Origin of the sequence: Pseudoduganella rhizocola, from assembly GCF_045984285.3 — a bacterium.
Lineage (GTDB): Bacteria > Pseudomonadota > Gammaproteobacteria > Burkholderiales > Burkholderiaceae_D > Rugamonas.
The window spans coordinates 40,171-65,189 of sequence record NZ_JBJQIK030000008.1; the positions used below are offsets into that span (position 1 = coordinate 40,171).

General features: G+C 64.0%; 27 protein-coding genes. 5 read left to right on the forward strand and 22 right to left on the reverse strand.

Translation table 11 applies throughout. From position 1 onward, the window contains the following. Positions 1–36 precede the first annotated feature (36 nt). From dnaK to ACJRPG_RS17575, 5 genes are all read right to left on the reverse strand, one after another. On the reverse strand, positions 37–1,986 hold the full coding sequence (gene dnaK, locus ACJRPG_RS17555) for a molecular chaperone DnaK (RefSeq protein ID WP_408001392.1): 1,950 nt from the start codon (positions 1,984–1,986) through the stop codon (positions 37–39). Between the two features lie 80 nt (positions 1,987–2,066). After that, positions 2,067–2,612: a nucleotide exchange factor GrpE gene (grpE, locus tag ACJRPG_RS17560; protein WP_408001393.1), complete on the reverse strand. Its 546-nt coding sequence runs from the start codon at positions 2,610–2,612 to the stop codon at positions 2,067–2,069. 368 nt (positions 2,613–2,980) lie between these two features. After that, positions 2,981–4,090: a ferrochelatase gene (hemH, locus tag ACJRPG_RS17565; RefSeq protein ID WP_408001394.1), complete on the reverse strand. Its 1,110-nt coding sequence runs from the start codon at positions 4,088–4,090 to the stop codon at positions 2,981–2,983. A 106-nt stretch (positions 4,091–4,196) separates the two neighbouring features. Next, positions 4,197–5,843, reverse strand: coding sequence for a DNA repair protein RecN (gene recN / locus ACJRPG_RS17570; RefSeq protein WP_408001395.1), 1,647 nt, complete (start codon positions 5,841–5,843; stop codon positions 4,197–4,199). Positions 5,844–5,852: 9 nt separating this feature from the next. Next, the gene (locus ACJRPG_RS17575; protein ID WP_408001396.1) at positions 5,853–6,752 is read right to left on the reverse strand and encodes an NAD kinase; all 900 of its coding nucleotides are present in this window, start codon (positions 6,750–6,752) and stop codon (positions 5,853–5,855) included. A gap of 165 nt (positions 6,753–6,917) precedes the next feature. Between ACJRPG_RS17575 and ACJRPG_RS17580 the strand changes: the two genes are divergently transcribed. Beyond that, positions 6,918–7,292, forward strand: coding sequence for a VOC family protein (locus tag ACJRPG_RS17580; RefSeq protein WP_408001397.1), 375 nt, complete (start codon positions 6,918–6,920; stop codon positions 7,290–7,292). On the opposite strand, the gene ACJRPG_RS17585 is transcribed toward ACJRPG_RS17580, so the two are convergent. Beyond that, positions 7,289–8,179, reverse strand: coding sequence for a DUF3667 domain-containing protein (locus ACJRPG_RS17585; protein ID WP_408001398.1), 891 nt, complete (start codon positions 8,177–8,179; stop codon positions 7,289–7,291). The two genes, ACJRPG_RS17580 and ACJRPG_RS17585, sit on opposite strands and share 4 nt — an antisense overlap. Before the next feature lie 156 nt (positions 8,180–8,335). Here ACJRPG_RS17585 and ACJRPG_RS17590 point away from each other — a divergent pair, with 156 nt between their 5' ends. From ACJRPG_RS17590 to gloA, 3 genes are read left to right on the forward strand one after another with little or no spacing between them, the layout of a single operon-like run. Next, the gene (locus ACJRPG_RS17590) at positions 8,336–8,596 is read left to right on the forward strand and encodes a hypothetical protein (protein ID WP_408001399.1); all 261 of its coding nucleotides are present in this window, start codon (positions 8,336–8,338) and stop codon (positions 8,594–8,596) included. Positions 8,597–8,604: 8 nt separating this feature from the next. After that, positions 8,605–9,918: a PQQ-dependent sugar dehydrogenase gene (locus tag ACJRPG_RS17595; RefSeq protein ID WP_408001400.1), complete on the forward strand. Its 1,314-nt coding sequence runs from the start codon at positions 8,605–8,607 to the stop codon at positions 9,916–9,918. A 42-nt stretch (positions 9,919–9,960) separates the two neighbouring features. After that, positions 9,961–10,371 carry a lactoylglutathione lyase gene (gene gloA, locus ACJRPG_RS17600; RefSeq protein ID WP_408001401.1) on the forward strand — a complete coding sequence of 137 codons (411 nt, stop codon included), beginning with the start codon at positions 9,961–9,963 and terminating at the stop codon, positions 10,369–10,371. Here gloA and ACJRPG_RS17605 read toward each other — a convergent pair whose 3' ends face one another. From ACJRPG_RS17605 to ACJRPG_RS17640, 8 genes are read right to left on the reverse strand one after another with little or no spacing between them, the layout of a single operon-like run. Then, positions 10,372–10,806, reverse strand: a complete 435-nt coding sequence (locus ACJRPG_RS17605; protein ID WP_408001402.1) for a nuclear transport factor 2 family protein — start codon at positions 10,804–10,806, stop codon at positions 10,372–10,374. Beyond that, positions 10,803–11,576, reverse strand: coding sequence for an SDR family NAD(P)-dependent oxidoreductase (locus tag ACJRPG_RS17610; protein ID WP_408001403.1), 774 nt, complete (start codon positions 11,574–11,576; stop codon positions 10,803–10,805). The genes ACJRPG_RS17605 and ACJRPG_RS17610 overlap by 4 nt, the downstream gene beginning before the upstream one ends. Continuing rightward, positions 11,566–12,117 carry a DUF3833 domain-containing protein gene (locus tag ACJRPG_RS17615; protein WP_408001404.1) on the reverse strand — a complete coding sequence of 184 codons (552 nt, stop codon included), beginning with the start codon at positions 12,115–12,117 and terminating at the stop codon, positions 11,566–11,568. Before ACJRPG_RS17615 ends, ACJRPG_RS17610 begins: the two co-directional genes overlap by 11 nt. Continuing rightward, positions 12,114–13,403 carry an MFS transporter gene (locus ACJRPG_RS17620; RefSeq protein WP_408001405.1) on the reverse strand — a complete coding sequence of 430 codons (1,290 nt, stop codon included), beginning with the start codon at positions 13,401–13,403 and terminating at the stop codon, positions 12,114–12,116. Before ACJRPG_RS17620 ends, ACJRPG_RS17615 begins: the two co-directional genes overlap by 4 nt. Then, complete coding sequence (locus tag ACJRPG_RS17625) at positions 13,400–13,945, reverse strand: chalcone isomerase family protein (RefSeq protein WP_408001406.1); 546 nt, start codon at positions 13,943–13,945, stop codon at positions 13,400–13,402. Before ACJRPG_RS17625 ends, ACJRPG_RS17620 begins: the two co-directional genes overlap by 4 nt. A gap of 1 nt (position 13,946) precedes the next feature. Next, a complete protein-coding gene (locus ACJRPG_RS17630; RefSeq protein ID WP_408001407.1) occupies positions 13,947–15,164 on the reverse strand; it encodes a class I SAM-dependent methyltransferase in 1,218 nt (405 codons plus the stop codon). Continuing rightward, complete coding sequence (locus tag ACJRPG_RS17635) at positions 15,161–15,901, reverse strand: DUF1365 domain-containing protein (protein WP_408001408.1); 741 nt, start codon at positions 15,899–15,901, stop codon at positions 15,161–15,163. The genes ACJRPG_RS17630 and ACJRPG_RS17635 overlap by 4 nt, the downstream gene beginning before the upstream one ends. Further along, positions 15,891–17,168 (reverse strand): NAD(P)/FAD-dependent oxidoreductase, encoded by a 1,278-nt coding sequence (locus ACJRPG_RS17640; protein WP_408001409.1) that lies wholly within the window; start codon positions 17,166–17,168, stop codon positions 15,891–15,893. Before ACJRPG_RS17640 ends, ACJRPG_RS17635 begins: the two co-directional genes overlap by 11 nt. Before the next feature lie 155 nt (positions 17,169–17,323). Here ACJRPG_RS17640 and ACJRPG_RS17645 point away from each other — a divergent pair, with 155 nt between their 5' ends. After that, entirely contained in the window at positions 17,324–18,247 is a 924-nt protein-coding gene (locus ACJRPG_RS17645; RefSeq protein ID WP_408001410.1) for a MerR family transcriptional regulator, read from the forward strand. A 50-nt stretch (positions 18,248–18,297) separates the two neighbouring features. On the opposite strand, the gene ACJRPG_RS17650 is transcribed toward ACJRPG_RS17645, so the two are convergent. From ACJRPG_RS17650 to ACJRPG_RS17685, 8 genes are all read right to left on the reverse strand, one after another. Then, positions 18,298–19,644, reverse strand: coding sequence for a TolC family outer membrane protein (locus ACJRPG_RS17650; RefSeq protein WP_408001411.1), 1,347 nt, complete (start codon positions 19,642–19,644; stop codon positions 18,298–18,300). Between the two features lie 71 nt (positions 19,645–19,715). Beyond that, entirely contained in the window at positions 19,716–20,039 is a 324-nt protein-coding gene (locus ACJRPG_RS17655; protein WP_408001412.1) for a rhodanese-like domain-containing protein, read from the reverse strand. 9 nt (positions 20,040–20,048) lie between these two features. Next, a complete protein-coding gene (locus ACJRPG_RS17660; RefSeq protein ID WP_408001413.1) occupies positions 20,049–20,702 on the reverse strand; it encodes a protein-L-isoaspartate O-methyltransferase family protein in 654 nt (217 codons plus the stop codon). Between the two features lie 141 nt (positions 20,703–20,843). Then, on the reverse strand, positions 20,844–21,479 hold the full coding sequence (locus ACJRPG_RS17665) for a TetR/AcrR family transcriptional regulator (protein WP_408001414.1): 636 nt from the start codon (positions 21,477–21,479) through the stop codon (positions 20,844–20,846). A 127-nt stretch (positions 21,480–21,606) separates the two neighbouring features. Then, positions 21,607–22,011, reverse strand: coding sequence for a helix-turn-helix domain-containing protein (locus ACJRPG_RS17670; RefSeq protein ID WP_408001415.1), 405 nt, complete (start codon positions 22,009–22,011; stop codon positions 21,607–21,609). 85 nt (positions 22,012–22,096) lie between these two features. Beyond that, complete coding sequence (locus tag ACJRPG_RS17675; RefSeq protein WP_408001416.1) at positions 22,097–22,408, reverse strand: type II toxin-antitoxin system RelE/ParE family toxin; 312 nt, start codon at positions 22,406–22,408, stop codon at positions 22,097–22,099. A 190-nt stretch (positions 22,409–22,598) separates the two neighbouring features. Next, positions 22,599–24,584 carry a TonB-dependent receptor gene (locus ACJRPG_RS17680; protein ID WP_408001417.1) on the reverse strand — a complete coding sequence of 662 codons (1,986 nt, stop codon included), beginning with the start codon at positions 24,582–24,584 and terminating at the stop codon, positions 22,599–22,601. 79 nt (positions 24,585–24,663) lie between these two features. Next, positions 24,664–24,999, reverse strand: a complete 336-nt coding sequence (locus ACJRPG_RS17685; protein WP_408001418.1) for a hypothetical protein — start codon at positions 24,997–24,999, stop codon at positions 24,664–24,666. Positions 25,000–25,019: the final 20 nt, after the last annotated feature.

A 25,019-nucleotide genomic window follows, 5' to 3' on the forward strand; every position in this document is an offset into this window, starting at 1 on the left:
CGGCAGGTCAGAGTTTAACCGACCGGTGTGGACCGATTACTTGCTGTCCTTGACTTCCTTGAAGTCGGCATCGACCACGTCGTCCTGCTGCGGACGCGCTTCCGAAGCGCCGCCTTGCGGGCCGCCAGCTTCGGCGCCGCCGGCCGCACCGGCCTGCTGCGCCTGCATGTCGGCATACATCTTCTCGCCCAGCTTCTGGGAAGCGGTGGACAGGGCCGCCACTTTTGCGTCGATTTCCGCCTTGTCGCCCGTCTTCAGCGAGGCTTCCAGATCGTTGATGGCTGCTTCGATCTTTTCCTTCTCGCCGCCTTCCAGCTTGTCGCCGTACTCGGTCAGGGACTTGCGGGTGCTGTGCACCAGCGCGTCAGCCTGGTTGCGCGACTCGGCCAGTTCCTTCAGCTTCTTGTCTTCTTCCGCATTCAGCTCGGCGTCCTTCACCATCTTCTGGATCTCGTCCTCGGACAGGCCGGAGTTCGCCTTGATGGTGATCTTGTTTTCCTTGCCGGTGGCCTTGTCCTTCGCGCCCACGTGCAGGATGCCGTTGGCGTCGATGTCGAAGGTCACTTCGATCTGCGGCGTGCCGCGTGCTGCCGGCGGGATGCCTTCCAGGTTGAACTCGCCCAGCGCCTTGTTGCCGGCGGCGATTTCGCGCTCGCCCTGATAGACCTTGATGGTCACCGCAGGCTGGTTGTCGTCCGCAGTGGAGAACACCTGCGAGAACTTGGTCGGGATCGTGGTGTTCTTCTGGATCATCTTGGTCATCACGCCGCCCAGGGTTTCGATACCCAGCGACAGCGGGGTCACATCCAGCAGCAGCAGGTCCTTGCGGTCGCCCGACAGCACGGCGCCCTGGATCGCGGCGCCCACGGCCACGGCTTCGTCAGGGTTCACGTCCTTGCGTGGATCCTTGCCGAAGAACTCCTTCACCTTTTCCTGCACCTTAGGCATACGGGTCATGCCGCCGACCAGGATGATGTCGTCGATGTCGGAGACCTTGATGCCGGCGTCCTTGATGGCGATGCGGCATGGCTCGATGGTTTTCTCGACCAGCTCTTCCACCAGCGATTCCAGCTTGGCGCGGGTGATCTTCAGGTTCAGGTGGACCGGCGCGCCGTTCGCCATGGCGATGTACGGCTCGTTGATCTCGGTCTGCTGCGAGGACGACAGCTCGATCTTCGCGCGCTCGGCCGATGCCTTGATACGCTGCAGCGCGATCGGGTCCTTCTTCAGGTCCAGGCCATTGATCTTCTTGAATTCGTCAATGATGTAGTCGATCACGCGCTGGTCGAAGTCTTCGCCGCCCAGGAAGGTGTCGCCGTTGGTGGACAGCACTTCGAACTGCTTCTCGCCGTCCACGTCCGCGATTTCGATGATGGACACGTCGAAGGTGCCGCCGCCCAGGTCATACACGGCGATCTTGCGGTCGCCCTTGTCGGTCTTGTCCAGGCCGAAGGCCAGCGCAGCCGCGGTTGGCTCGTTGATGATGCGCTTCACGTCCAGGCCCGCGATACGGCCGGCGTCCTTGGTCGCCTGGCGCTGCGAGTCGTTGAAGTAGGCAGGCACGGTGATCACGGCCTCGGTCACTTCTTCGCCGAGGTAGTCCTCAGCGGTTTTCTTCATCTTGCGCAGCACTTCGGCGGAGATCTGTGGCGGCGCCAGTTTTTTGTCGCGCACGCCGATCCACGCGTCGCCGTTGTCGGCCTGCGTGATTTCGTAAGGCATCAGGGCGATGTCCTTCTGCACTTCCTTTTCCGTGAACTTGCGGCCGATCAGGCGCTTCACCGCGAACAGGGTGTTCTTCGGATTGGTCACAGCCTGGCGCTTGGCCGGCGCGCCGACGAGGATCTCGCCGTCGTCCTGGTAAGCGATGATGGATGGCGTGGTGCGCGCGCCTTCCGCGTTTTCGATGACCTTAGGCTGGCCATTTTCCATGATGGCGACGCAGGAGTTGGTCGTGCCCAGGTCAATACCGATCATTTTGCCCATGATTTTTCTTCCTTAATCTTTAAGTAGGTTTAACTATTTCTTTTATATGGTGAAAAGCTGGTTTGTTTTCAAGACCGGCTTTATTTCGGCTGGGCAGCCGTCACGATGGCGGGACGCAGCAGGCGGTCCGCAATCATGTACCCCTTTTGCAAAACTGCAACAACGGTATTCGCTTCCTGCTCGGAAGGCACCACGGCCACGGCCTGGTGCTTGTTCGGGTCGAGTTTTTCGCCCGGAGCAGGCATGACTTCCATCAGGCGGTTCTTCTCGAAGGCGGCGGTGAGCTGTTTCAGCGTCATTTCCACACCTTCCTTCAGGTTCTCGATGGTCGGGGTTTCCACCTTCAGGGCCATTTCCAGGCTGTCCTTCACCGGCACCATGGCCTCGGCGAAGCTCTCGACGGCGAATTTGTGGGCCTTGGCCACATCTTCCTGGGCGCGGCGGCGGACATTGTCCGCTTCGGCCTTGGCGCGCATGAAGGCGTCGTGCATTTCAGCGAGTTTCGCCTCGGTGGCGCTCAGCTGTTCTTCGAGGCTGGGGGTGGCGGGGTCGGCGGGAGTCGAAGGCGGGGTGGACGCCAGGTCCTCCTCTGGATTAGGTGCTGCCTGATTTTCCTGATCTTGCATCTAAGTGACTCCTACTAATAACTGTTGTGATGAGTGAAACTACGGCACTGGCCGAATATGGGACTTGGCCCTATCTTTTCAAGGGTCTTTCGGCCTGCCGGCTGATACAAGGCGTAACAAACTCGCTACAAAATTTACCTTCCTGGAGATACGCGCGCGAAAGCCAGGGACTACACTGAAAGTGAACCCACTGTCGGGAGCGCCTCTATGAAGTTGCCATTTCTCACAGCCACCGTCGTCGCCTGGGTTATCGTGGCGACGGCATGGATCTGCTATAGCGAATACCTGCGCTGACCGGCTATTTTAGCAAATTAGCACTCGCCAGCGGCAAGTGCTGATTATCGCCACTGCCTGCTGAATGTGCAAGATTACTGCTGCGCGCCGCGGGCGAGCGCACGTTCGCGCTGGCCTTCTGCTTCTTTTTTGAGCAGCTCGCGCTGGGACGAGGTCATCAGGGTCGGCCAGCCAATCATGTTCTGTTCGGCAATTTCCGCCAGGGCGGCGATCCAGGCCGGGTTTTCGTTCAGGCAGGGGATGTAGTGGAACTCCTTGCCGCCCGCTGCCATGAAATCGTGGCGCACTTCCATATTGATTTCTTCCAGCGTCTCCAGGCAGTCGCTGGTGAAGCCGGGGCAGATCAGGTCCACGCGGCGCACGCCGCTTTGCGCCAGCTGCTGCACGGTCGGCGCCGTATAGGGCTGCAGCCATTCCGCCTTGCCGAAGCGGGACTGGAAAGTGACCAGGTACTGGTCCTCGTTCAATTTCAGCCTGGCTGCCAGCAGGCGGGCCGTTTTCAGGCACTCGCAGTGGTAAGGATCGCCCAGCAGCAGGGTGCGCCTGGGCACGCCGTGGAAGCTCATCACCAGCTTTTCGGGACGGCCATTGGCATCCCAGTGGGCCAGCACGGCATCGCGCAGGGCATCGATATAGGCCTCGTGGTCGTGATAGCCGCGGACCAGGCGCAGTTCGGGCACGTTGCGGACACGCTTGAAGTGGGCGAAGACGGCATCCCAGATCGAACCGGTAGTGGTGCCGGAATATTGCGGATAGGCGGGCAGGATGGCGATGCGGTCGCAGCCGTCTTCCTTGAGCCGGGCCAGCACATCGGGCAGGGAGGGCGAGCCGTAGCGCATGGCCATGGCCACGATGATCTCGGAGTGGCCGCGTTCGCCGAGCGCGCCGCGCAGCAGCATGGCCTGGGCCTGCGTATGGACTTTGAGCGGCGAGCCCTCCTTCGTCCAGATCGACTGGTACTTTTTGGCCGACTGGCCGGAGCGGAAGGGCAGGATAATGCCGTGCAGGATGAACCACCAGATCGCGCGCGGAATCTCCACCACGCGCGGATCGGACAGGAACTGTTTCAGGTAACGGCGCACGGCGCTGCGGGTTGGCTCATCCGGCGTTCCCAGGTTCACCAGCACCACCGCGCTGCGGCTGGGCGTTCCGTGCTGATACTGCGGTTCCTTAGCAAAAGCCATATTCTTCTTATCGATCTGAGGGTAAGCCGGCAATTATAGCTGTGACACCGTGGGGTCAGGCACCCGATGTCAGCTGACACACGGTGCCTGACCCCATGGTGTCATGTTACGAGGCCAGCAGCTCGCGGGCGTGTTTGCGGGTGGTGGCGGTGATTTCGAGGCCGCCCAGCATGCGGGCGATTTCTTCGATGCGCGCTTTGGGGTCGAGGATGTCGATGCGGGAGGCGGTTTTGCCGCTGTCCAGCGTGCCCTTCACGACCTGGAAATGGCTGTTGGCCTGGCTCGCCACCTGCGGCAGGTGGGTCACGCACAGTACCTGCCGCTCCTGCCCCAGCCGCTTCAGCAGGCGCCCCACTACCTCCGCTACGCCGCCGCCGATGCCGCTGTCCACTTCGTCGAAGATCAGCGTGGGTACCGTGGTGGCGTGCGAGGTGATGACCGAGATCGCCAGCGAGATGCGGGCCAGCTCGCCGCCCGATGCCACCTTCGCCAGCGGACGCGGGGCCACGCCGGCGTGGCCTGCCACCATGAATTCCACCTGTTCCAGGCCTTTGGCGCCGGGTTCGGCCGGATTCAGCGCAATCTCGAACCGGCCGCCCGTCATGCTCAGGTCCTGCATGGCCTGCGTAACGGCCTCGCCCAGCGACTTCGCTGCCGCCGCGCGCACCTTGCTCAGCTTGCCCGCCACCTTCATGTAGTCGGCTTTGAGCTTTTCTTCCTGCTTGCGCAGGCCTTCCATATCGGTGGCGTCAGCCAGCTGGCTGAGCTTTTCGGCCAGTTTCGCGTGCTCGGCCGGCAGCTCTTCCGGATCGACGCGGAATTTGCGTGCCGTGGAGTGCAGCGCTTCCATGCGCGCATCCACCTGGCGCAGGCGCTCCGGGTCCAGTTCAACCTTGTCGAGGTAGGTGTTCAGCGCATAGGCCGATTCCTGCAGCTGGATGCGCGCGGATTCGATCAGGTCCACCACCGGCTGCAGCTCGGCGTCCACCGATACCAGCTTGCCCAGCTTGAGGTTCAGCGACGACAGCTGGGAGACGATGGGGTGGTCGTCCGACTCGGAGATCACACCCAGCGCTTCCTGCGCGCCTTCCAGCAGGCTGGCCGCATGCGACAGGCGGCTGTGCTCGTTGCCGATCTCGGTCCACTCCCCTGCTTTCGGCGCCAGCTTGTCCAGCTCGCCCACCTGCCATTCGAGGCGCTCGCGCTCCAGCAGCACATTGGCCGCATTGGCTTCGAATTCTTCCAGCTGCTTCGCCAGCGCGCGCCAGGCCTTGTACGCCGCGCCCACTTCCTTCACGTCGGCGCCGGACTGGTTGTCCAGCAGCTCGCGCTGCGCGTCGGTTTTCAGCAGCGACTGGTGGGCGTGCTGGCCGTGGATATCGACCAGCAAATCGCCCAGTTCGCGCAGCTGCCCGGCCGTGGCGGCGATGCCGTTGATGAAGGCCTTGGAGCGGCCCGCGTTGTCGATCACGCGGCGCAGCAGCGCGCCGCCTTCGTCGCTGGCGAATTCGTTCTCGGCCAGCCAGACCTGGGCCTGCGGCGTGACCGCGAAATCGGCCGTGATGTCGGCCTTGGCCGCCCCTTCGCGCACCACCGAGGCGTCGCCGCGCCCGCCCAGCGCCAGCGTCAGCGCGTCGATCAGGATGGATTTACCGGCGCCGGTCTCGCCGGTGAACACCGTGAAGCCTGCAGAGAATTCGAGTTCAATGGAATCGACAATGACGAAGTCGCGGATGGACAGTGTTCTCAGCATAGATGGTGGTCAGATTTTTCCGTCGCCGGAGGGATATTCGTTCCAGTGCAGCTTTTCGCGCAGGGTGTTGTAATAGCTCCAGTTTTCCGGATGCAGGAAGGTGATGGCATGCGGCGAACGGCGGATGTGGATGCGGTCCTGCGGCATCAGGCTGGCGAAGGTCTGCATGTCGAAGTTGAGCGTGATGTCGCGCCCGCGGTTCACCTCGATCACGATCTCGCTCGAATCCGGCAGCACGATGGGACGGTTGGACAGCGCATGCGGCGCGATCGGCACCAGCACGATGCCGCCCAGCGTGGGATGCAGCAGCGGCCCGCCCGCCGACAGCGCATAGGCCGTGGAGCCGGTGGGCGTGGCCACGATCAGGCCGTCCGAACGCTGGTTGTACATGAAGTGCTCGTCCACATCCACCCGCAGCTCGACCATGCCGGCGCCGGCGCCGCGCGCCACCACCACGTCGTTCACGGCCAGGCCGAAGTGGATCGGCTTGCCTTCGCGCAGCACGCGCCCTTCCAGCAGGGTGCGGCGCTCGGCCTTGTGCGTGCCGCGCAGGATCTTGTCCAGCACCGGCAGCATGCCGTCCAGCGGAATATCGGTCATGAAGCCGAGGCGGCCCTGGTTGATGCCGATCAGCGGCACGTCGAAAGGCGCCAGCTGGCGCGCGATGCCGAGCATGGTGCCGTCACCGCCCATGACGATGGCCACATCGCATTTCTCGCCGATGCCCGCCGCGCTCATGGCCGGCACGTCCGCCATATTCAGGTGGGCGGCCGTTTCGGCTTCGAATACCACGCTGTATCCCGCTTCGCGCAGGAAGTTCAGCACACTTAAAACAGACTCTTCAATGCCCGTGGTGTTCGGCCGGACAACCAGTGCGATCGTGTTGTACATGGCATGCGTGGCGGGCATAAAACTCTCGTCAGGTGATGGGGGTAGCGACACGCCGAAGGGTAACCCATAATGCGGCGTATTGCTACGCGCTCGCCACTTGGCAAAGCACCGCAATCACTGTATGTTTACACAGTATAGTACCGCTCATGCAACTGTGCAAGGGCGGCAACCACCGGAGGGACCATGGCTAAGGTATTGGGCGTTGGCGGCATCTTCTTCAAATCGAAAGACCCGAAGGCGCTGATGCGCTGGTACCAGGACCACCTGGGCATTCCCGGCGATGCGGGCTACGCCGTCTTCAAGACCGACACCGTGCCGCCCGGCGGGGCCACCGTGTTCAGCGCCTTCAAGGCTGACACCACGTATTTCGCGCCGTCGGAACAGAGCTTCATGCTGAACCTGATGGTGGACGACCTGGCGGCCGCCCTGCAGCAGGTGGTGAGCGGCGGCGCTACTCTGGTGGGCGAGACCGAATCCCACCCGAACGGCAGCTTCGGCTGGTTCATCGACCCCGATGGCAACAAGATCGAACTGTGGCAGCCGAAACCGATGGATTAATGCGCCAGCGCCACGCCCATGGCCATGGCGCCCAACACCGCGAAGCCCAGCGAAATGCTGTGCAGGAGGGCCAGTACCATCCAGCGCCAGAAGGTGCCGAAGCGGCTCTTGTTATAGACGCGGCGCATGGCCCAGGGCAGGTAGCCAATCACCCACAGCCACAGCATGCCCTTCATGAAGCCTTCCGGCAGGTAGAGCAGGAGGGCGAAGATGACGAAGGCGAAGGAATTCGTATGCAGTGCGAACAGCAGGTGCTCGCCATAGCGCCGGCCGCTCCCCAGGTATAGCAGCTTGAGATAGGAAGCAAACACCGGCATCAGCAGGAACATCGCGTAGGGCGCGTAACGGTAGAAACCATCCTTCAGGACAGATGCCTTCTGGTCCGGGCTGAGACCGTCGAAGCGCTCAATGACCTTGCCCAGCTGACCGGTGCCCCACTTGTCCTTCTTCAGGTCGAGCGCCTTGCCGATTTTCACGTCGTCTTCCGTGGCATCGCCGTGCAGGGCGACCACGCTCTCCTTGTCCATCTTGGCCTTGCCATCCATGTGGACCGGTTCCATGCCGCTGAACTTCAGCAGGGCAAAGAAGATAATGCTCAGCGAGAGATAGAGCCGCAGCGGCTCAACGAAACGGCGGCGGCGGCCCGCCAGGTATTCATTGGTCAGCGCGCCCGGCCGGAACAGCAGGCGTCCGATGGTGCCCCACAGCCTGCCCTCCAGCGCCACGTAGTGGCCCACGAATTCATGCAGGAATTCGCCCAGGCTCGGCGCATGCAGGCGCGTCTCCTGGCCGCAGTTGTGGCAGTAGTTACCGGTGGCAGTGGCATTGCAGTTGCGGCAGACAATTACCAGCGGCTCTGCGGCCGCATCGAGGATGGCAGGTTTCAAGTTAGGGTCGCTTTCAGGTCGGTCCACCTGCATGCTAACCATTTCATGCAAGAAATGCACTATGCCCTTGGCGGCAAACCAACACTTCAAGCGGGCGACTGCGAACGGCATGCTTGGCTATGATGTGTTTCAGATAAGTTTTTGGAGGACCGCATCATGGCTACCAATACCAAGGACCGCCAGGTCAATACCGATGTGCCGGTTGGCAAAACCGGCGGCAAGCGCCTGCCGCATGAGCGCGACGAGTCGCCGGAAGGCGTGCAGCACCAGAAACCGCGCAGCGTGATCCGCCAGGCGGCGGAGGATATCGAATCGGGCATGGTCGATACCGACCTGCGCGAAACACGCGGCATCCAGAAGGCGCCGCCCGGCAACGGGGCGGAAGCCAATCCCCTGCCCAACACCAAACGCGACTGAGGAGTGCCATGAAACGCATCACCGTGCTCGCCCTGCTATGCGCCAGCGGCGCCGTGCTGGCCCAGACCGCCACTTCGCAATATGCGGTCGGCTTCGGCCCCAACCCCGTGCTGCCGGAGCCGAACAAGAAACTCATTCCCACGGTGAACGTGGCGTCCACCGATGTGTTCAAGGGCGAGGAAAAACCGGTGGCGGCTGCCGGCTTCGTGGTGCAGGCCGCGGCGCGCGGCCTTGACCATCCGCGCTGGCTCTATGTGCTGCCGAACGGCGATGTGCTGGTGGCGGAAACCAATGCGCCGCCCAAGCCGGAAGACAGCAAGGGCGTCAAGGGCGCCATCATGAAGCACATGCAGAAGAAAGCCGGCGCCGTGACGCCGTCGGCCAACCGCATCACGCTGCTGCGCGATTTCGATGCGAACGGCGTGGCGAAGACGAAGACCGTGTTCCTGAAGAACCTGAACTCGCCTTTCGGCATGGTGCTGGTGGACCGCGACCTCTATATCGCCAACACCGACTCGGTCATGCGCTTCCCCTACCAGGAAGGCCAGACCGCTATCACCGCGCCCGGCGTCAAGGTGATGGACCTGCCCGCCGGTCCGCTGAACCACCACTGGACCAAGAACATCACCGCCAGCCCGGACGGCAAGTTCCTCTACATGACGGTGGGCTCGAACAGCAACGTGGCCGAGAACGGCATGGACAAGGAGGAAGGCCGCGCCGCGATCTGGGAGCTGGAACGCGCCAGCGGCAAGTCGCGCCTGTTCGCCACGGGCCTGCGCAACCCGAACGGCATGGCCTGGGAACCGCAGACCAAAACCCTGTGGACCGTGGTGAACGAACGCGATGAGCTGGGCAACGACCTGGTGCCGGACTACCTCACCTCGGTGAAGGACGGCGGCTTCTACGGCTGGCCCTACAGCTACTTCGGCCAGCACGTGGATGAGCGCGTGAAACCGCCGCGGCCGGACCTGGTGGCGAAAGCCATCGTGCCGGACTATGCGCTGGGCGGCCACACGGCCTCGCTGGGCCTGGCCTTCTACGACGGCAAGCTGTTCCCCGCGGCCTACCAGGGTGGCGCCTTCATCGGCCAGCACGGCTCCTGGAACCGCAAGCCGCACAGCGGCTACAAGGTGGTGTTCGTGCCTTTCGCGAACGGCAAGCCTTCCGGTCCGCCGCAGGATATCCTGACCGGCTTCCTCAACAAGGATGAGAAAGCGAAGGGCCGTCCGGTGGGCGTGGCGGTGGCGAAGGACGGCGCGCTGCTGGTGGCGGACGACGTGGCGAACGTGGTCTGGCGCGTGACCCCGGCAAACCGGCAGTAAGTCGCATACAATCGCGCTTTTCACCATCGCGAGAGATACGCCATGCGCATTCTGCACACCATGCTGCGGGTCGGTAACCTGCAGCGCTCGATCGACTTCTACACCAAGGTGCTCGGCATGAAGCTGCTGCGCACCTCGGACAACCCCGAGTACAAATACACGCTGGCCTTCGTCGGCTACGGCAACAATCCGGACCATGCGGAGCTGGAGCTGACCTATAACTACGGCGTGGACAGCTACGAGCTCGGCACCGCCTACGGCCACATCGCCATCTCGGCCGACAATATCGTGGAAGCCTGCGAACGCGTGAAAGCCAACGGCGGCAATGTGACGCGCGAACCGGGCCCGGTGAAAGGCGGCACCACGGTGATCGCCTTCATCACCGATCCGGACGGCTACAAGGTGGAGCTGATCGAACGCGCCTTCAATTCCGAAGGCGGCGGCCTGCGCTGATCATCCCGCAATGGTGCGCTTCAAGGCGCGCACCATGCCGCCGATGACGGGCAGCTTTTCATACAGCTCCTCGGCGGCATCCCAATAGTCGCGGTGGTCCGCCACCAGGTCCGCGCTGTCGAAGCGCAGGTGGCTGGCGCCGCAGATGAACTGCCCGCCCTTCATATAACGCGGCAGCATGAAGGCCATGCGCCACACCAGCACCGCTTCATCCTGCTGCCGTATCGCCGTCAGCACCATGAAGCGCGGAGCTTCCAGCTGCTCGAACATGTGCGTGAACACCTCGCCGATGCGCTGGCGGCCGCGCACGTCGTTGAACGGATCCTTGAAGCGCGCTTCAGGCGCATAGAGCTGCAGCAGGCCGGGCAGGCTGGCCGGCGTCAGCGATTCGTAGGCGTTCACTACGCGCAGCAGCGCGGGGTCGGTGGTGTTCATAATCCGGTAACCTTTCTGATGAGGCGGAAGTACAGCCCGTATGGCAACAGGCGCGCAAAGCGCAGCAGGTTCGTGAACCGCCTTGGGAAGTGGATGTGGAAGCGGCCCTTCTCCATGCCGCGGGCAATACGCTGGGCGGCAGCCTCGGGCTGCATCAGCGCGGGCATCGGGAAGTCGTTGCGCGCGGTCAGCGGCGTGGCGACGAAGCCCGGGTTGATCATGTAGACGTCGAGCCCTTTCTGGTGCAGGTCGCAGTAGAGCGATTCGCACAGGTTGATCAGCGCCGCCTTGGTCGGGCCGTAAACCAGGGCGCGTGGCAGCCCGCTGTAGCCCGCCACCGAAGACACGATGGCGATACCGCCGCTGCCCTGCCGCAGCATTCCGGGCAGTACTACGTCGAGGCAACGGTACACGCTGCGCAGGTTGAGGTCGATGAGTTCTTCGGCGGCGCGAATGTCCAACTGGTCGGCGCGCATCGGCTGGTAGCTGCCGGCCACCAGCACCACCATATGCAGCCACGGCCAATGCTGGCGCAGCACGCCATGCGCTGCGAGCACGCTGGCCGGCTCGGTGACGTCCAGCGGCAGCACCAGCGCATCCGGGCTGCCGCCCGCCACTTGCCGCAGCGCGTCAGGGCGGCGCGCCGAGACGGCGACATGCGCGCCCGATGCGATCAGCTCACGCGCGAGCGCGGCGCCGATACCGCTGGAGGCGCCGATGATCCAGACGTAGCGTCCCTGCCAGGAACCGAACGGGCGGTTAAGGGGCATCGGCGGCTCCGAGCTTGCGGAAAGCCACGGTCAGCGTGCCCACTTCGAATCCGAATTTGCTCATCGAAGCGCGGTTCAGCATGACCTTGTCGTCGATGAGGTAGAGCCAGTCGTCGAAGCGGATGTCGTAGGTTTTGCCATTGACCGGCAATGCCAGCACATAGCGCAGGCGCATCGCATTGCCCGCGACTTCGACGTCGGCCTTGCCGACCACATCATGCGCGGTGCCTTCATAGCGTCCGGGCGCCACGCGGCGCAGGGTCCAGGTGCGGCGCTGCTGCGTGCCGTCGGAATAGCGGAAAGTCTCGTCCAGCGTGCCGGTGCCGCCGCGCCAGCTGCCGTGCATGTCCACCGTGAAGCGCTTCGCCACTTCGCCGCCGCGCTTCTGGAACATGCCGTGCACTTCCAGCGGACCGTTGAAGTAGCGTTCGATGTCGAGCTGCGGCGACTGGTTGGCATAATCGGCCACCTGTACGCCGCCGCAAGAGGCCAGCAGCAGCGCGGCAGCAGCGGTGACGGCGCACCGGCGCAGGATGTTCATGGCGTTCTCCTTTCAATATCGGTTCGGGCGCCCGCCAGGACGGCGGCCGCCAGGATGCGCAGCGCCGCCGGAATGCCGGCGTAGCACAGCGCCAGGGCGAGGCTTGGGCCGCCGGCGCCGGGCACATAGCCCGTCCATGCCAGCAGCGGCAGCACCAGGCCGGAAGCCACGGCAAGGGTCAGCTGCGCGGCAAGGTGCCAGATGCCGAAGTAGCTGCCTTCCTGTCCGCTGTCGCCCGCCTGCGCGATCTGCGCTGCCAGGGCGGCCGAGGGCAGCGTGAGGTCGGCGCCCAGCGCGATGCCGCACAGGCAGCAGACCAGCGCGAACAGCGGCAGCGCCTGGCCGCCCGCCGGCAGCAGCGCCGCGCCGGCGAATACCGCCCCGCCGGCCAGCAAGGCGATGGACCACAAGCGCAGCTCGCCATGGCGCGCCGCCAGGCGCGCCCACAAGGGCGCGGCAATGGCGGCGCTCAGGAAGTAAAGCAGCAGCAAGGGACCGGCGCTGGCGGGCTGCCGCAGGTGATCCCGCACGTAAAAAAGAAAGAGCGAGGATGCCACGCCCGCTGCCAGGCCATTCAGGGTGAAGCCCGCCAGCAGCTGGCGCACGCCGCGCCGCCGCAACACATGCCGCAGCTGCGCGCGGGTGCTCATGGGCGGCGCCGCGTGCCCGGCCAGCAGCGTGGGAACGGCGGGCCGCGGCGAGCGCGCCAGCAGCAGGGCCGCCGCGGCGCAAGCCAGCACGGCGAAGGTGAGGAAGAGTGCCCCAATGTCGGCGGGGTCGGTGAACAGGCAAGCCAGCAGGACGCCCGCCAGGCCGCAAGCTTCGCGGCTCGCCGTGACTTTCGTCCGCAGCCCGGCATCGCCGCCGAGCGCGGCGCCCCAGCTCTGGTAAGCGACACTGGCCAGCCCGTGACCGAGATTCACCGCCAGCAGGCAGCCGAACAGCCACAGGCCGGGATGCACCCTTCCGGCCGGCGCCAGCAGCAGGCCGAAACCCGCCAGCAGCGGCGGCAGCGCCAGCAGAATCGCAGCGGCATAGGGCGCATGCGCAGCGGCGAACCGCGCCGGGGGGCGCACGGCGCGGCGCGCCAGCTGGCGGCCGAACCAGGGATCGGCAAAGGCCGCGAGGAGGCGCGCGGCCAGCAGCGCCAGGCCGATATCGGCCAGCGAGAGGCCGGTGCGCGCCGCATAGGCCGCCGGCACCAGCAGGTACACGGGCAATGCCACCATTGCCAGCGGCAGGCCGAAGGCGGCGTAGCTGCCGAGCCGCATCGTGTGCGCGCTCATCGTGCTGGTCCGCGCGCATTTCCCAGCAGCTGGCGGCGCAGCTCCGGCGCGCTGGTGGCGGGCGACAGCCAGATGCCGAAGAAGGCCTCCGCAAACTCCGCATCGCGCACCACGCCAATCAGCCTGCCGTCCGAATGGAAACGCGCGCCCATGCCGGGAACGAAGCTGCCGCTCAGGTGCTGGCCCGCCGCCACGTCGGGAAACAGGGCGCGCATGTCGCGCAGCCACGCGGCGCGCTGCTGCGCATTGCCGGCACCGATGTGTTCCATCTGTTCGGCGCTGGCCTCGGCGATTTTCCCGCCTTTCAGGCGCATGGCGTAGCGCAGCTCGAGCACGAAGGGCTGGCCCGGCTGGTAGCCTGCCGGGCCGGTCCACAGCACCGCCTCATACACGGAGAGGCCGAACCACCTGAACACGCCGCGCCCGCTCTCGCGCGCGTCCGGCAGCTCTTGCGCGATGTATGGGGGCACGGCGGCGGGCACCGCAGCATGCGCGCCGCAGGCCACGGCCAGCATCAGCAGGAGAAAGCCGCGGCGGCGCATCTCAGGCGTCCTTCACCAGCGTGAACTGCACCACGTCCGTGCTGCCGCTCAGGAAGGCGGCTTCACAATAGGCCAGGTAGAAGCGCCAGATACGCTCGAAGCGCTGGTCGAAGCCTTGCCCACGCACTTGCGGCAGGCAGGCTTCGAAGCGTTCCCGCCACAGCTGCAAGGTGCGCGCATAGTCATGGCCGAAGTGGAAGGCGTTCGCCACGCGCAATCCGGCGCGCTCCGCCTGCTCGCGGAAGGTCGACGGCGACGGCAGCATCCCGCCGGGGAATATGTACTGCTGGATGAAGTCCGTGCTGCGCCGGTAGCGTTCGAACTCCTCGTCGGCGATGGTGATGGTCTGGATGCAGGCGCGGGCGCCGGGTTTCAGCGCACGCGCCACCGCCGCGAAGTAAGCCGGCCAGTAGTCTTCGCCCACCGCCTCGAACATCTCGATCGAGGCTACGCCATCGACCTCGCCATGCCAGTCGCGGTAGTCCTGCAGGCGCAGCTGCGTGCGGCCCGAGAGCCCGGTGCGCGCCATGCGCGCCGCGGCGTAGTCCAGCTGTTCGACCGACAGGGTGAGGCCGTCCACACGGAGGCCGCGCCGCGCCGCGCGCTCAGCCAGTCCGCCCCAGCCGCAGCCGATTTCCAGCACATGCTGGCCGGGCTGCAGCGCCAGCTCGTCCAGCACGCGGTCGTACTTGGCCCACTGCGCCTCTTCCAGGCTGGCCGCGCCCTTGAACAGGGCGCTGGAATAGGTCATCGACGCATCGAGCCACAGCTTGTAGAAGTCATTGCCGATATCGTAATGCGCATGGATGTTACGCCGGCTGCCTGCACGGGAATTGCGGCGCAGCAGGTGGCGCAGGCGGTACAGCCAGGTGCCCCAGCGGCTGCCATGCAGCGCGCCGCCCAGCACGCTGCGGTTGCGCGCCAGCGTATGCAGCAGGTGCGCAAGATCGTCGGTCTCCCAGTCGCCCGCGATATAGCCTTCCGCAAAACCGATATCGCCACGGCGCAGCAGCGCACCGAACACCGACCAGCGATGCAGCACCAGCGTGGCCGGTGCGCTGCCGTCGCCGAAGACCAGCGTGGCGCCGTCCGGCATGCGCAGGTGCAGCGTACCGTGGCGCAGGCGGCCGAGCAGCCGTAGTACCGGACGCGCGGTCCACGGCGGACGCGGCGCGGCGCGGCCGCTGATCGGGCAAGGGGGCAGGGTGTGGGCGCTCATCGGGTCACCTGTGGAATGTGAGTGGCGGGTTTGCTGAAGAAAGGCACGCGCCGCAGCCAGAGCCGCAGCGCCTGCACATGAATGCGGAACACGACCGCCAAGGTCGCCAGCGGGGCCGCGGCGGCCAGCCGCAGGATGGCGCCGTCCGTCATCGGCTGCGCAATACCGGTCAGGCTGGTGCGCAGCAGGATGCCGTCGCGGTCGTGGTAGTCGATGGCGGCCAGGTGCCGCCCCGCGCGCTGCGCGAAGCGGAAACGGTAGCGCCCTTCCACGCGGCAGAAAGGCGAGACATGGAACACCTTTTCCGCCTCGGCCGCGCCGTCTTCAAGGAGGTAGCAGTGGCGCTCGCCGAAGGTGTTGTTCACCTCGCACAGCACGGCGCGCAGCGTGCCATCCGCGCGGTGGCAGAACCAGAAGGAAACCGGATTGAATACGAAGCCGAACAGGCGCGGCATCGTCTGCAGCCATACCTGGCCGTCCGCGTCGTGGATGCCCTGCCCGTGCAGCAAGGCGTCGATCCACGGCAGCAGCGCAGTCTTGCCGTCGCCGTGGTCGCGGTCCAGCAGGGACAGCACATTCGGCCGGTTATAGGAAAACCAGCGCAGGACCGCCGCCGGCGCGCCGCCGCGCAGCGGCACGCGGATGAAGAAGGCCGGATAGCGGAAGGCATGCCGCACCGGGCGCCGCCGCGCATGGCGCACCTCGCCCCGGCACAGTTCCACGCGGTCAGGCGGCATGCCGCACCTGCGCTTTCGCAATCAGCGCATCCGCCACTTCGAGGCCGGAACGCAGTCCGTCTTCGTGGAAACCGTAGCCCGTCCAGGCGCCGGCCAGCCACACATGTCCCCTGCCCTGCGCCTGCGGCAGCCAGCGCTGGGCATCCACCGCGCGCTGGTCGAACACCGGATGCGCATAGTCGAACTGCGCCAGCACCGTCCCGCTTTCCGGTTCGCGCAAGGGGTTCAGCGACAGCAGCACCGGCTTGCGGAACGGCAGCGGCTGCAAGCGGTTCAGCAGGTAGTGCACGCAGACCCGCGGATCGCCGGGGCCGGCGCCTTCGTAGTTCCAGGCGGCCCAGGCTTTGCGCTTGCGGGGCAGGCAGGAGGCATCCGTATGCAGCACGGCGCGGTTCTGCTGATAGCCGACGGATTCCAGCACGCGCCGCTGCATAACGTCGGCATCGCCCAGCAGCGCCAGCGCCTGGTCGCTATGGCAGGCCAGCACCACCTCATCGAAAAACTGCTCCGCCGCGGCGGTGCGCACCCGCACCGGATGCGGCCCGCCCATGGGCATCCGCCGTACCGACAGCACGGGGGCGCCGGCCATCCGCTGCGGAATCTGCGCCAGCATGCGCTGCACGTAGTGCCGCGAGCCGCCGCGCACGGTGCGCCATTGCGGCCGGTCCGTCACCTGCAGCAGCCCGTGGTTGTGGCAGAAGCGCGCGAAAGTCGACAGCGGGAAGGCCAGCATCTGCGCCGTGGGGCAGGACCAGATGCAGGCCGCCATCGGCAGCAGGTACCAGTCGCGGAACGGCGCGCCGAATCCGTGCAGGTCGAGAAAATCGCCCAGCGAGAGCGGGCCTGCTTCATGCTGCACTGCTGCCGTAGCGAGCCGGTTGAAACGGGCGATGTCGGCCAGCATGCCGATGAACCGGCGGTCGAACAGGTTGCGGCGCTGGGCGAAGACGGTATCCACGCTGCTGCCGGACCATTCCAGCTTGCGGCCGGCGCGCGGCATCTGCACCGAGAAGCTCATATCGCTGTCCGCCACATCCACGCCCAGTTCCTCGAACAGGCTGCACAGGCGTGGATAGGTGCGGTGGTTGAACACCAGGAAGCCAGTATCAACCCCGGCGCTCTGCCCCTCCAGGCTGACTTCCACCGTATTACTATGGCCGCCGAACCTGGTGTCGGCCTCGAACAAGGTCACGTCCAGCCCTGCCCGCGCCAGGCGCCAGGCACAGCCGAGCCCGGAGATTCCGGCGCCCACCACAGCAATTTTCATGACAGTCTCCGTTTTGTCTTGGACAAATCAAATTTTTGTCTATGCTGAGACAAAGCGGAGAAAAAGTCAACAATACGTTTGCCGTCAACAGTTTAACTGCGTAGAATGGTCGTGAGCAGCGTTTCCCAGTTCGCATTAAAGGCCTATACAAAAGAATGTGCAGTCAGCCCGTCATTACGATCAGCGATGTGGAGCGCGACACCGGCGTCGCCAAGGAAACCCTGCGCAAGTGGGAACAGCGCTATGCCTTTCCGGCGCCCGAGCGCGATGCGCTCGGGGAGCGCGTGTATCCGCCCGAGCAGCTGGCCAAGCTGAGGGTGGTAAAACGCCTGATCGACCGCGGATACCGGCCGGGCAAACTGATGCGCTGCAGCGCCGAAGAGCTGGCCCGGCTGGAAGCCCATTGCGATCCGCGCCTGCCGCCGCCGCCCGTGCAGCCCGACCTGCAGGCCTACCTCCAGCACTTCCGCACCGAGGACGCGGCCCAGTTCCATGACAAGCTGCGGCAATCCCTCTACAAGCTCGGCCTGGAACGCTTTGTGATGGAGTTGGCTTCACCGCTCAGCACGTTGATTGGCGAAGCCTGGAGCACGGGCAAGCTCGGCGTGTTCGAGGAGCACCTGCTGAGCGAGGGACTGCAGCAGACGCTGCGCAGCGCAATCTACGGGCTGCCGCAGGCGCAGGGCGAGCCATCCGGGCCGCGCATCCTGCTGACGACCCTGCCCGACGAGAAGCACGGCCTGGGCCTGCTGATGGCGCAGGCCCTGTTCACCCTGCATGGCGCGCGCTGCATCTCGCTGGGGGTGCAGACCCCTGTGCCGGATATCCTGGCGGCGGCCGCGGCGCAGCGGGCCGATATCGTGGCGCTGTCCTTCTCCAGCGTCTGCAGCGCTTACCAGGTGCGGAAGGGGATCGAAGCACTGCGCGCCGGTTTGCCGCCACGCGTAGCGCTGTGGGCCGGCGGCAGCAATCCCGCCTTGCGGCGCCATACGCCGCCCTGGCTGCAGGTGCTGGACCTGCACAGCGCCGGACCTGCGCTGGCGGCCTGGCATGCCGCGCACGGGACGGACAGGACGTAAAAAAGCCGGCTTCAAGCCGGCTTTTTACTGCGATACGAATCCGCTGCTGCTTAGTTCACCAACAGGGCGTTGACCGGCTGCAGGTCCGTTTCCTTCAGCGTGCCGGCAGCGGCCTTCAGGCGCAGGCCGTTCATGATGGTGTCGTAGCGCGCTTTCGACAGGTCCTTCTGGGTTGCATACAGCTGGCGCTGCGCGTTCAGCACGTCGATGTTGATACGCACGCCAACCTGATAACCCAGCTTGTTGGAATCCAGCGCCGACTTGCTCGACACTTCCGCCGCTTCCAGCGCCTTTACCTGCGACAGGCCGGTATTCACGCCGAGGAAGGCAGTGCGGGCGTTCTGGGCGGCGGCACGCTTGCTCGCTTCCAGGTCGTTACGCGCCTTCTCTTCCAGTGCGATGGCTTCGCGCACACGGCTGGTGACGGCAAAGCCGTTGAAGATCGGCACGCTCCACTGCACGCCGATGGCGTTGTTCTTGGTGGTGCCCTGGATGTTGTTGAAGGAGTTGCGCTGCTTCTGCGCCACCAGGTCCAGCGTCGGCATATGGCCGGCACGCTGCAGCGAAATCTGGCGCTTGGCGATTTCCACCGCCAGTTCCTGCACCGTAACGCTGTAGTTCTGGCCTTCGGCTGCCGAGATCCATGGGTCGATGGCGGCCGGTTCGGGCGGCGCGATGGTCACGCCCGTACGCAGGCCTGCCAGGTCGCCCGGCGCCTGGCCGATGATCTGGCGCAGCGCATTGCGCTTCACTTCCAGGTCGTTGATCGCCGCAAATTCCTGCGCCACCACCAGGTCATACGCTGCCTGCGCTTCGTGCGTGTCGGTGATGGTCTGGGTGCCCACTTCGAAGTTACGCTTGGCCGATGCCAGCTGCTCGGTGGTGGCCGACTTCTGCGCCTGCGTGGCGGTCAGGTTGTCCTGCGCGGTCAGCACGTCGAAGTAGGCCTGGGCCACGCGCAGGATCAGGTCCTGCTGGGCCGCCGCGAACTGGGCTTCGGCCTGGGCCTGGGACAGCTTGCTCTGCTCGTACTGCTGGTAGTTCGCCCAGCGGAACAGCGGCTGCGTGAGCTGCAGCGTGTAGCTGTTGTTGTGGTTATCCTGGTTCACCTTGGTGATCTCCACCAGCTGGCCATCCACCACATCGATCGCGCCGATATTGCCCGGCGTGCGGTCGCCGTAGTTGCGCAGGTTCTGGCCGGTCAGCGTGACGGTCGGCAGCAGCAGAGAACGGCCCTGGGTGATGCGCTCCTGGCCGGCGGTCAGCGAATTGCGCGCGCTGGCGAAGGTGGCGTCGTTGGCCTGCGCTTGCTGGTACACCTGGAGCAGGTCGGCCGCCTGTGCGTTGAGCGTGAACAGTGCGCTGGCAATCAGCACGGCGATGAGGGGTCTCTGCATTGCTATCTCCGTTGGAGTCGTCAAAAAGTTTTCAGGATCTTGTTGTTCTTGCTGCTTGAAACTTGTTCCGCCTAGTAGCGCGGCATGGTGTCATCCACCTGCGTTGCCCAGGCATGCACGCCGCCGGTCAGGTTGCTCACCTTTGCGAAGCCATGCCGCTCCAGAAAGGCCGCCACCTGCAGGCTGCGCGCGCCGTGATGGCAGATGCAGACAATCTCCGCATCTTCATCCAGGTCGTCGATGCGGGCCGGAATGGTCTGCATCGGCATCAGCTGGGCGCCCGGAATGCGGCAGGTGTCGAACTCCCACGGCTCGCGTACGTCCAGCAGGAAAGGCTTGCTGCGGCCTTCATCCGTCAGCCATGCGGCCAGTTCCGGTGCGCTCAGATGCTGCATCGTCTCGCCTCAGAACGTGAAGTGCGAGGGCGTTACCGCGGCGCTCAGCGGCTTCACATCGGTTTCAAACAGCTTCTTGGTGTCGTAGCCGTTATCGCCGGTGCGGGTAATCAGGTGCGCGGACATCACTGGCGATTCGCCGATGATGGCCAGGATGCGGCCGCCGGTCTTCACCTGCTGCAGCACGCCCTCCGGCAGCACGGGCAGGCTGCCGGCAAACACGATGGCGTCAAAGGGCGCGCCGCTGGTCCAGCCCTGGGCGCCATTGCCCAGTTCCACGGTCACGTTGCTCACGCCATTGGCCGCCAGGTTCGCTTCCGCCGCCGCCTTCAGCTCCGGCGAGATTTCCACGGCGGTCACGTGGCGGGCCCGGTGCGCCAGCAGCGCGGCCAGGTAGCCGGTACCCGCGCCCACCAGCAGCACGTTCTCATGCTTCTTCACCTGCGCGTCCTGCACGATGCGCGCCTCGATTTTCGGCGTCAGCATCGATTCGCCACCGGCCAGCGGGATTTCCGTATCCACGAAGGCCAGATTCTTGTACGCGGCAGGCACAAAATTCTCACGTTTCACGACCAGCAACAGATCGAGGATATCCTTGTCCAGCACGTCCCAGGGACGGATCTGCTGTTCGATCATGTTGAAACGGGCTTGTTCGATATTCATCTTTTAAGACTCAGTGAAGGATTAGGAATCCGTCATTTTATCGTTGAACTGGTCAGGACGGCATATTAACGATAATGACCGGGGATCGAGGAAAATTGCGACAGTCTGCAGTTTAGAGGGGCTGAACGACGTAAAAAGGGGCTAGGCGGGCGCCTTCAGGCCGCGCTGGACCATGGCCAGGAAGGTGTCCATGAACACATCCGGGTCGATTTCGTGGGTATCGCAGGGGAAGAAGCTGTGGGTCCACATGGTGAGCATCAGCACTGGCGCGCACAGCACCATGGTCATGGTGGGCGCATGGTGCGGGATGAACTCGCCCCGTTCGATGCCGCGCTCCAGCACCACAGTGATCAGGTTCTGGGCCCGAGACACCACTTCCTCGTTATAGAACTGCGCCAGTTCGGGGAAGTTACCGGATTCGGCCATGATCAGCTTGTCCAGCCCGGCGGCCCGGGTGGCGCCGAATTCGGTCCACCAGCGGCTCAGCAGGGTACGCAGCAGCTCGGCGCTGCTGACTTCGGTCGCCGCGGCGAACTCGACTTCGGCATCGCCGATGATCTGCACGATGTTCTCGCGCACCACGGCCTTGAACAGCTCCTGCTTGTTCTCGAAATACAGGTACAGCGTGCCCTTGGAGACGCCGGCCTTGCGCGCCACGTCCTCCAGCCGGGTGGCGGCAAAGCCGCGGTCCACGAACAGGTCGAGCGCAGCCGCCAGCAGCTCCTGCGGCCGGGCGTCCTTGCGCCGCTCCCAGCGGGGCTTGGTTTCGGATTGCATAAAAAGGGGATTCGGGTAACTTACTTGCCAGTCAGTAATGATAGGCGGCAGGCAACCGCGAGTCAAGGCATGACGCACTACAAGCAGCCTCTGTCATGAAGAGAAACTTCCTACGCAAGTGAAAAATTCAACTGTTCAAGGCAGTTATGGCAACGTGGGGTTCCTTAGAGACTATTTTCAGTAACGCTTCAGCCGGTCCGGTTGGCTCTCGCCTGTGCTGCTCCCAATTCTGCAAGGTCTTCACACTAACATTCATAACTAATGCAAAATCAGATTGCGAAAGGCCGGTAAGCTCACGAACAACTTTCGCATCCACACGATACGGCTCGGTTCTTTCCACAGAACGGCCAGATAAGGCTGGCTTATTTCCACTGACGGTACTAGGTTTTTTGACCAAAACCTTAGCCCTACCTATGTCAGAGCTATTTTTTTTCTTTTGCGCAAACGCTTCAACAGACTCTGCTTCGCCTCGCGAAATAGCAGCGGCCTCTTTCAAGCTCTTTGCAAGCAATTGAAACAACTTAGCATCCATGACGAACTCCTTTAAATGTGCAAAAACCCCAACCCGATCAAACGATCCGATTGGGATACTAGTAATCAGGGATTTTTGCTTGAATCTATATCTCCTTAACCAGATTGCTTAAAATCTTCAATTCCGCGTCACTCAAATCATCTGAACCGGACTTCTCATAGGCCAGAAGAAAATAAATCTGATCTGCACTAGCCTTGTAATAATAAATAGCTCGCGCACCACCACTCTTACCTTGACTACCAACGGCAAAGCGGATCTTACGAACACCACCTCCACCTCTAATAACCTTCCCTGCATTCGGGTTTTTTAAAATTTCGTTTTGTAACTGTCTGAATTCTTCTTCAGTTGCTATTTTTTCGATACAACTCTTGAAGGTCGGTGTCTCGATCAGGACCATGGATTCTCCTAACTAACTCGGCGCGGCTCCTTATGCGCTATCTTTTTCATCCCTATATTCGCTCATTGTCACTTTGACTATACGCCATTGGCGTTCCATAGTGCATAGAATATACGCCACTGACGTACAACGCAAGTGTTTTTTGTACGTCAGCGGCGGATAGCCAGTTAGTAAAAGGCGATTGGTGCACTCAGAAGTGCGAGCGCACGCCGATCACGAAGTTACGGCCCGGCAGCGGCGAGATATCTTTCAGCACCGAGGTCGAGAGGCGGATGTCTTCGTTCGTGAGGTTCTTCGCCAGCAGGAACCAGGTCAGCTCCTGCTTGCCGATCATCTGGGTATAGGAGAGGTTGGCGTTCACCTGATTGTAGGAAGGCGTGGTGGTGGTTTCGAAGGACGCCAGGCGGTCCTGGCCGTCCGCGTGCACCAGCGACAGGCCGCCGCGCCACGCTCCCTCTCGGTAGCCGATGCTGGCGCCCACTCGCTTGGCGGGCTGCAGGGGCAGGCTGCCGCCCGCGTCCAGCTTGCCTTGCGAGCCATCGGCGAACAGGCGGCCGGACCAGCCCGCCCCCTGCGCGTTATACGTGATTTCGCCTTCCGCACCGTGGATGGTGGCGTTGGCTTGCTGGTAGATGCGTTCGCGCAGTTCGTCGCCCGGATTGCCTTCGTCATCCAGCAGGTTGCCGGTGATGTGGCCGAAGATGAAGTCGCGCACCTTGTTCTCGAAGATGTTCGCCTTCCAGCGCACCAGGCCGCGGGTTTTCTGTACGCTCAGCTCGGCATTGCGCGAAGCTTCTTTCCTGAAGTTGGGATTGCCCACGTCGAAGGTCACGGTGGCGTCGTGCGGGCCGTTCGAATACAGCTCTTCCGTGGCCGGCGCACGCTCGGCATAGGACAGGGTCAGGCCCGCGGCATAGCCGGGGGTGAACATCCACTGCCCGCCCACCGAGCCGGACTTCAGGTTGAAGGAGCGGCGCAGGCTGCCTTCCGGGGTGCGCTCCACCGATTCCACACGCACACCCGCGCTCAGCACCACGGGGCCGATGGTCTTTTCTTCCACCAGGAAGGCCGCCGCCGATTTGGAGTGCGTGACCGGCACGGTCTCGGCCACACCGTCCGGGCTCAGGCCGGAGAAGTGGGTGTTCTCGGTCTGGATGCCGAAGGAGCCGCGCATGCCGGCAAGCGGCTTGTGCGTCATTTCCGCGCGGGTTTCGAGCGAGCGGTTCTTGAAGATGACTGCCGGATCGTTTTCCTCATTCAGTTCCGCGTGCTCGTAGCTGGTGTAGCCCGCCTTGAACTTGAAAGACTCGATGCCGTCGAAGGGATTGCGCACCAGGCTGTCGAAGTCGTAGCGCGTCTGCTTCTGGTCGATGCGCGAGCCTTCTTCGCTCGGAATGCCGTACAGATTGCTCAGGTGCGAAGCGGAGAGGCCGGCAAAGCCCCAGTCCGCGATATAGGAGCCGCCGATGCCCACATTGCGTTCCTTGGTGGCCGAATGCGACAGGCGGCCGGTGCCGGATTCGGGATCGTCCAGCACGCGGCTGCCGGGAATCTTGTAGTCGTCCGTGTTGCGGATATTGCCGTCCGCATGCCAGCCGAACCGGCCGACGGAACCGTCGATGGTGCCGGAGGCGTTCTTGCCGCTGTCCACCGTGCTGTAGCGGGTTTCGACCTGGCCGGTGACTTCCTTTTCCAGCGCGGTAGGAATGCGTTCGTTGACCACGTTCACCAGGCCGCCGATGGCGCCGGAACCATACAGCAGCGCAGCCGGGCCGCGCAGGATTTCGATCTGGCGCGCCACCGCGCCTTCGGCCGACACGGCATGGTCGTTGGACAGGCCGGACACGTCGGACACGGCCATGCCGTTCTCCAGCATCTTCACGCGCGAGCCTTCCAGGCCGCGGATGATGGGGCGCGAGGCGCCGGCGCCGAAAGCGGAAGCGGATACACCCAGTTCCTCGGACAGGGTCTCGCCCAGCGAGCTGCCGACCTTGTCGCGCAGCTCGTCGCCGGACAGCACCTTGGCCGGGGTGAGGATCTGGTCCGCCTCCGCGCTGCGGAAGGGGTTGGCGGTAACAACGACCTTGGGCATGACAGCATCCGTGGCCTGTGCCAGGGACAGCGTGGAGAAGGTGGACAGCACTGCAGTAGCAAGCAGGGAGCGCTTGATGATCATATAAACCTCTGACTCTTGAAAAAATACATGCGGCAGCCAGCGCTACGCGAGCGCCGGCTGGATTGGCTGCGTGTTTTTTTCAGAGTGCGGGAGGGGCGCGCGAACGGAAGACGACCGTGGTGAGGCGGTCGAGGCGCTGATAGGCTTCAAAGCCGAGGTAGAAGGCCGGGGCGGCCACCACCTGCAGCCGGTGCATGCCGCCATTGATGGCAGAGGCCAGCTGCGAACCGACCAGGCACAGTTCGCACAGCACATCGCTGAGCACCGGCGCGTCGCTGGCGGCCGAGACAAGCGACTGGGTGGCTGCCGGAACGTCCTTGATCCGAACCCAGTGCGAATACACGTGCGACTGCGTCGCCAACTGGGACATCAGCAGCGAGAACGCAATCAGCAGTGGCAACAGGCGACGTAACATGGACGGCTTGGGATGAAAGT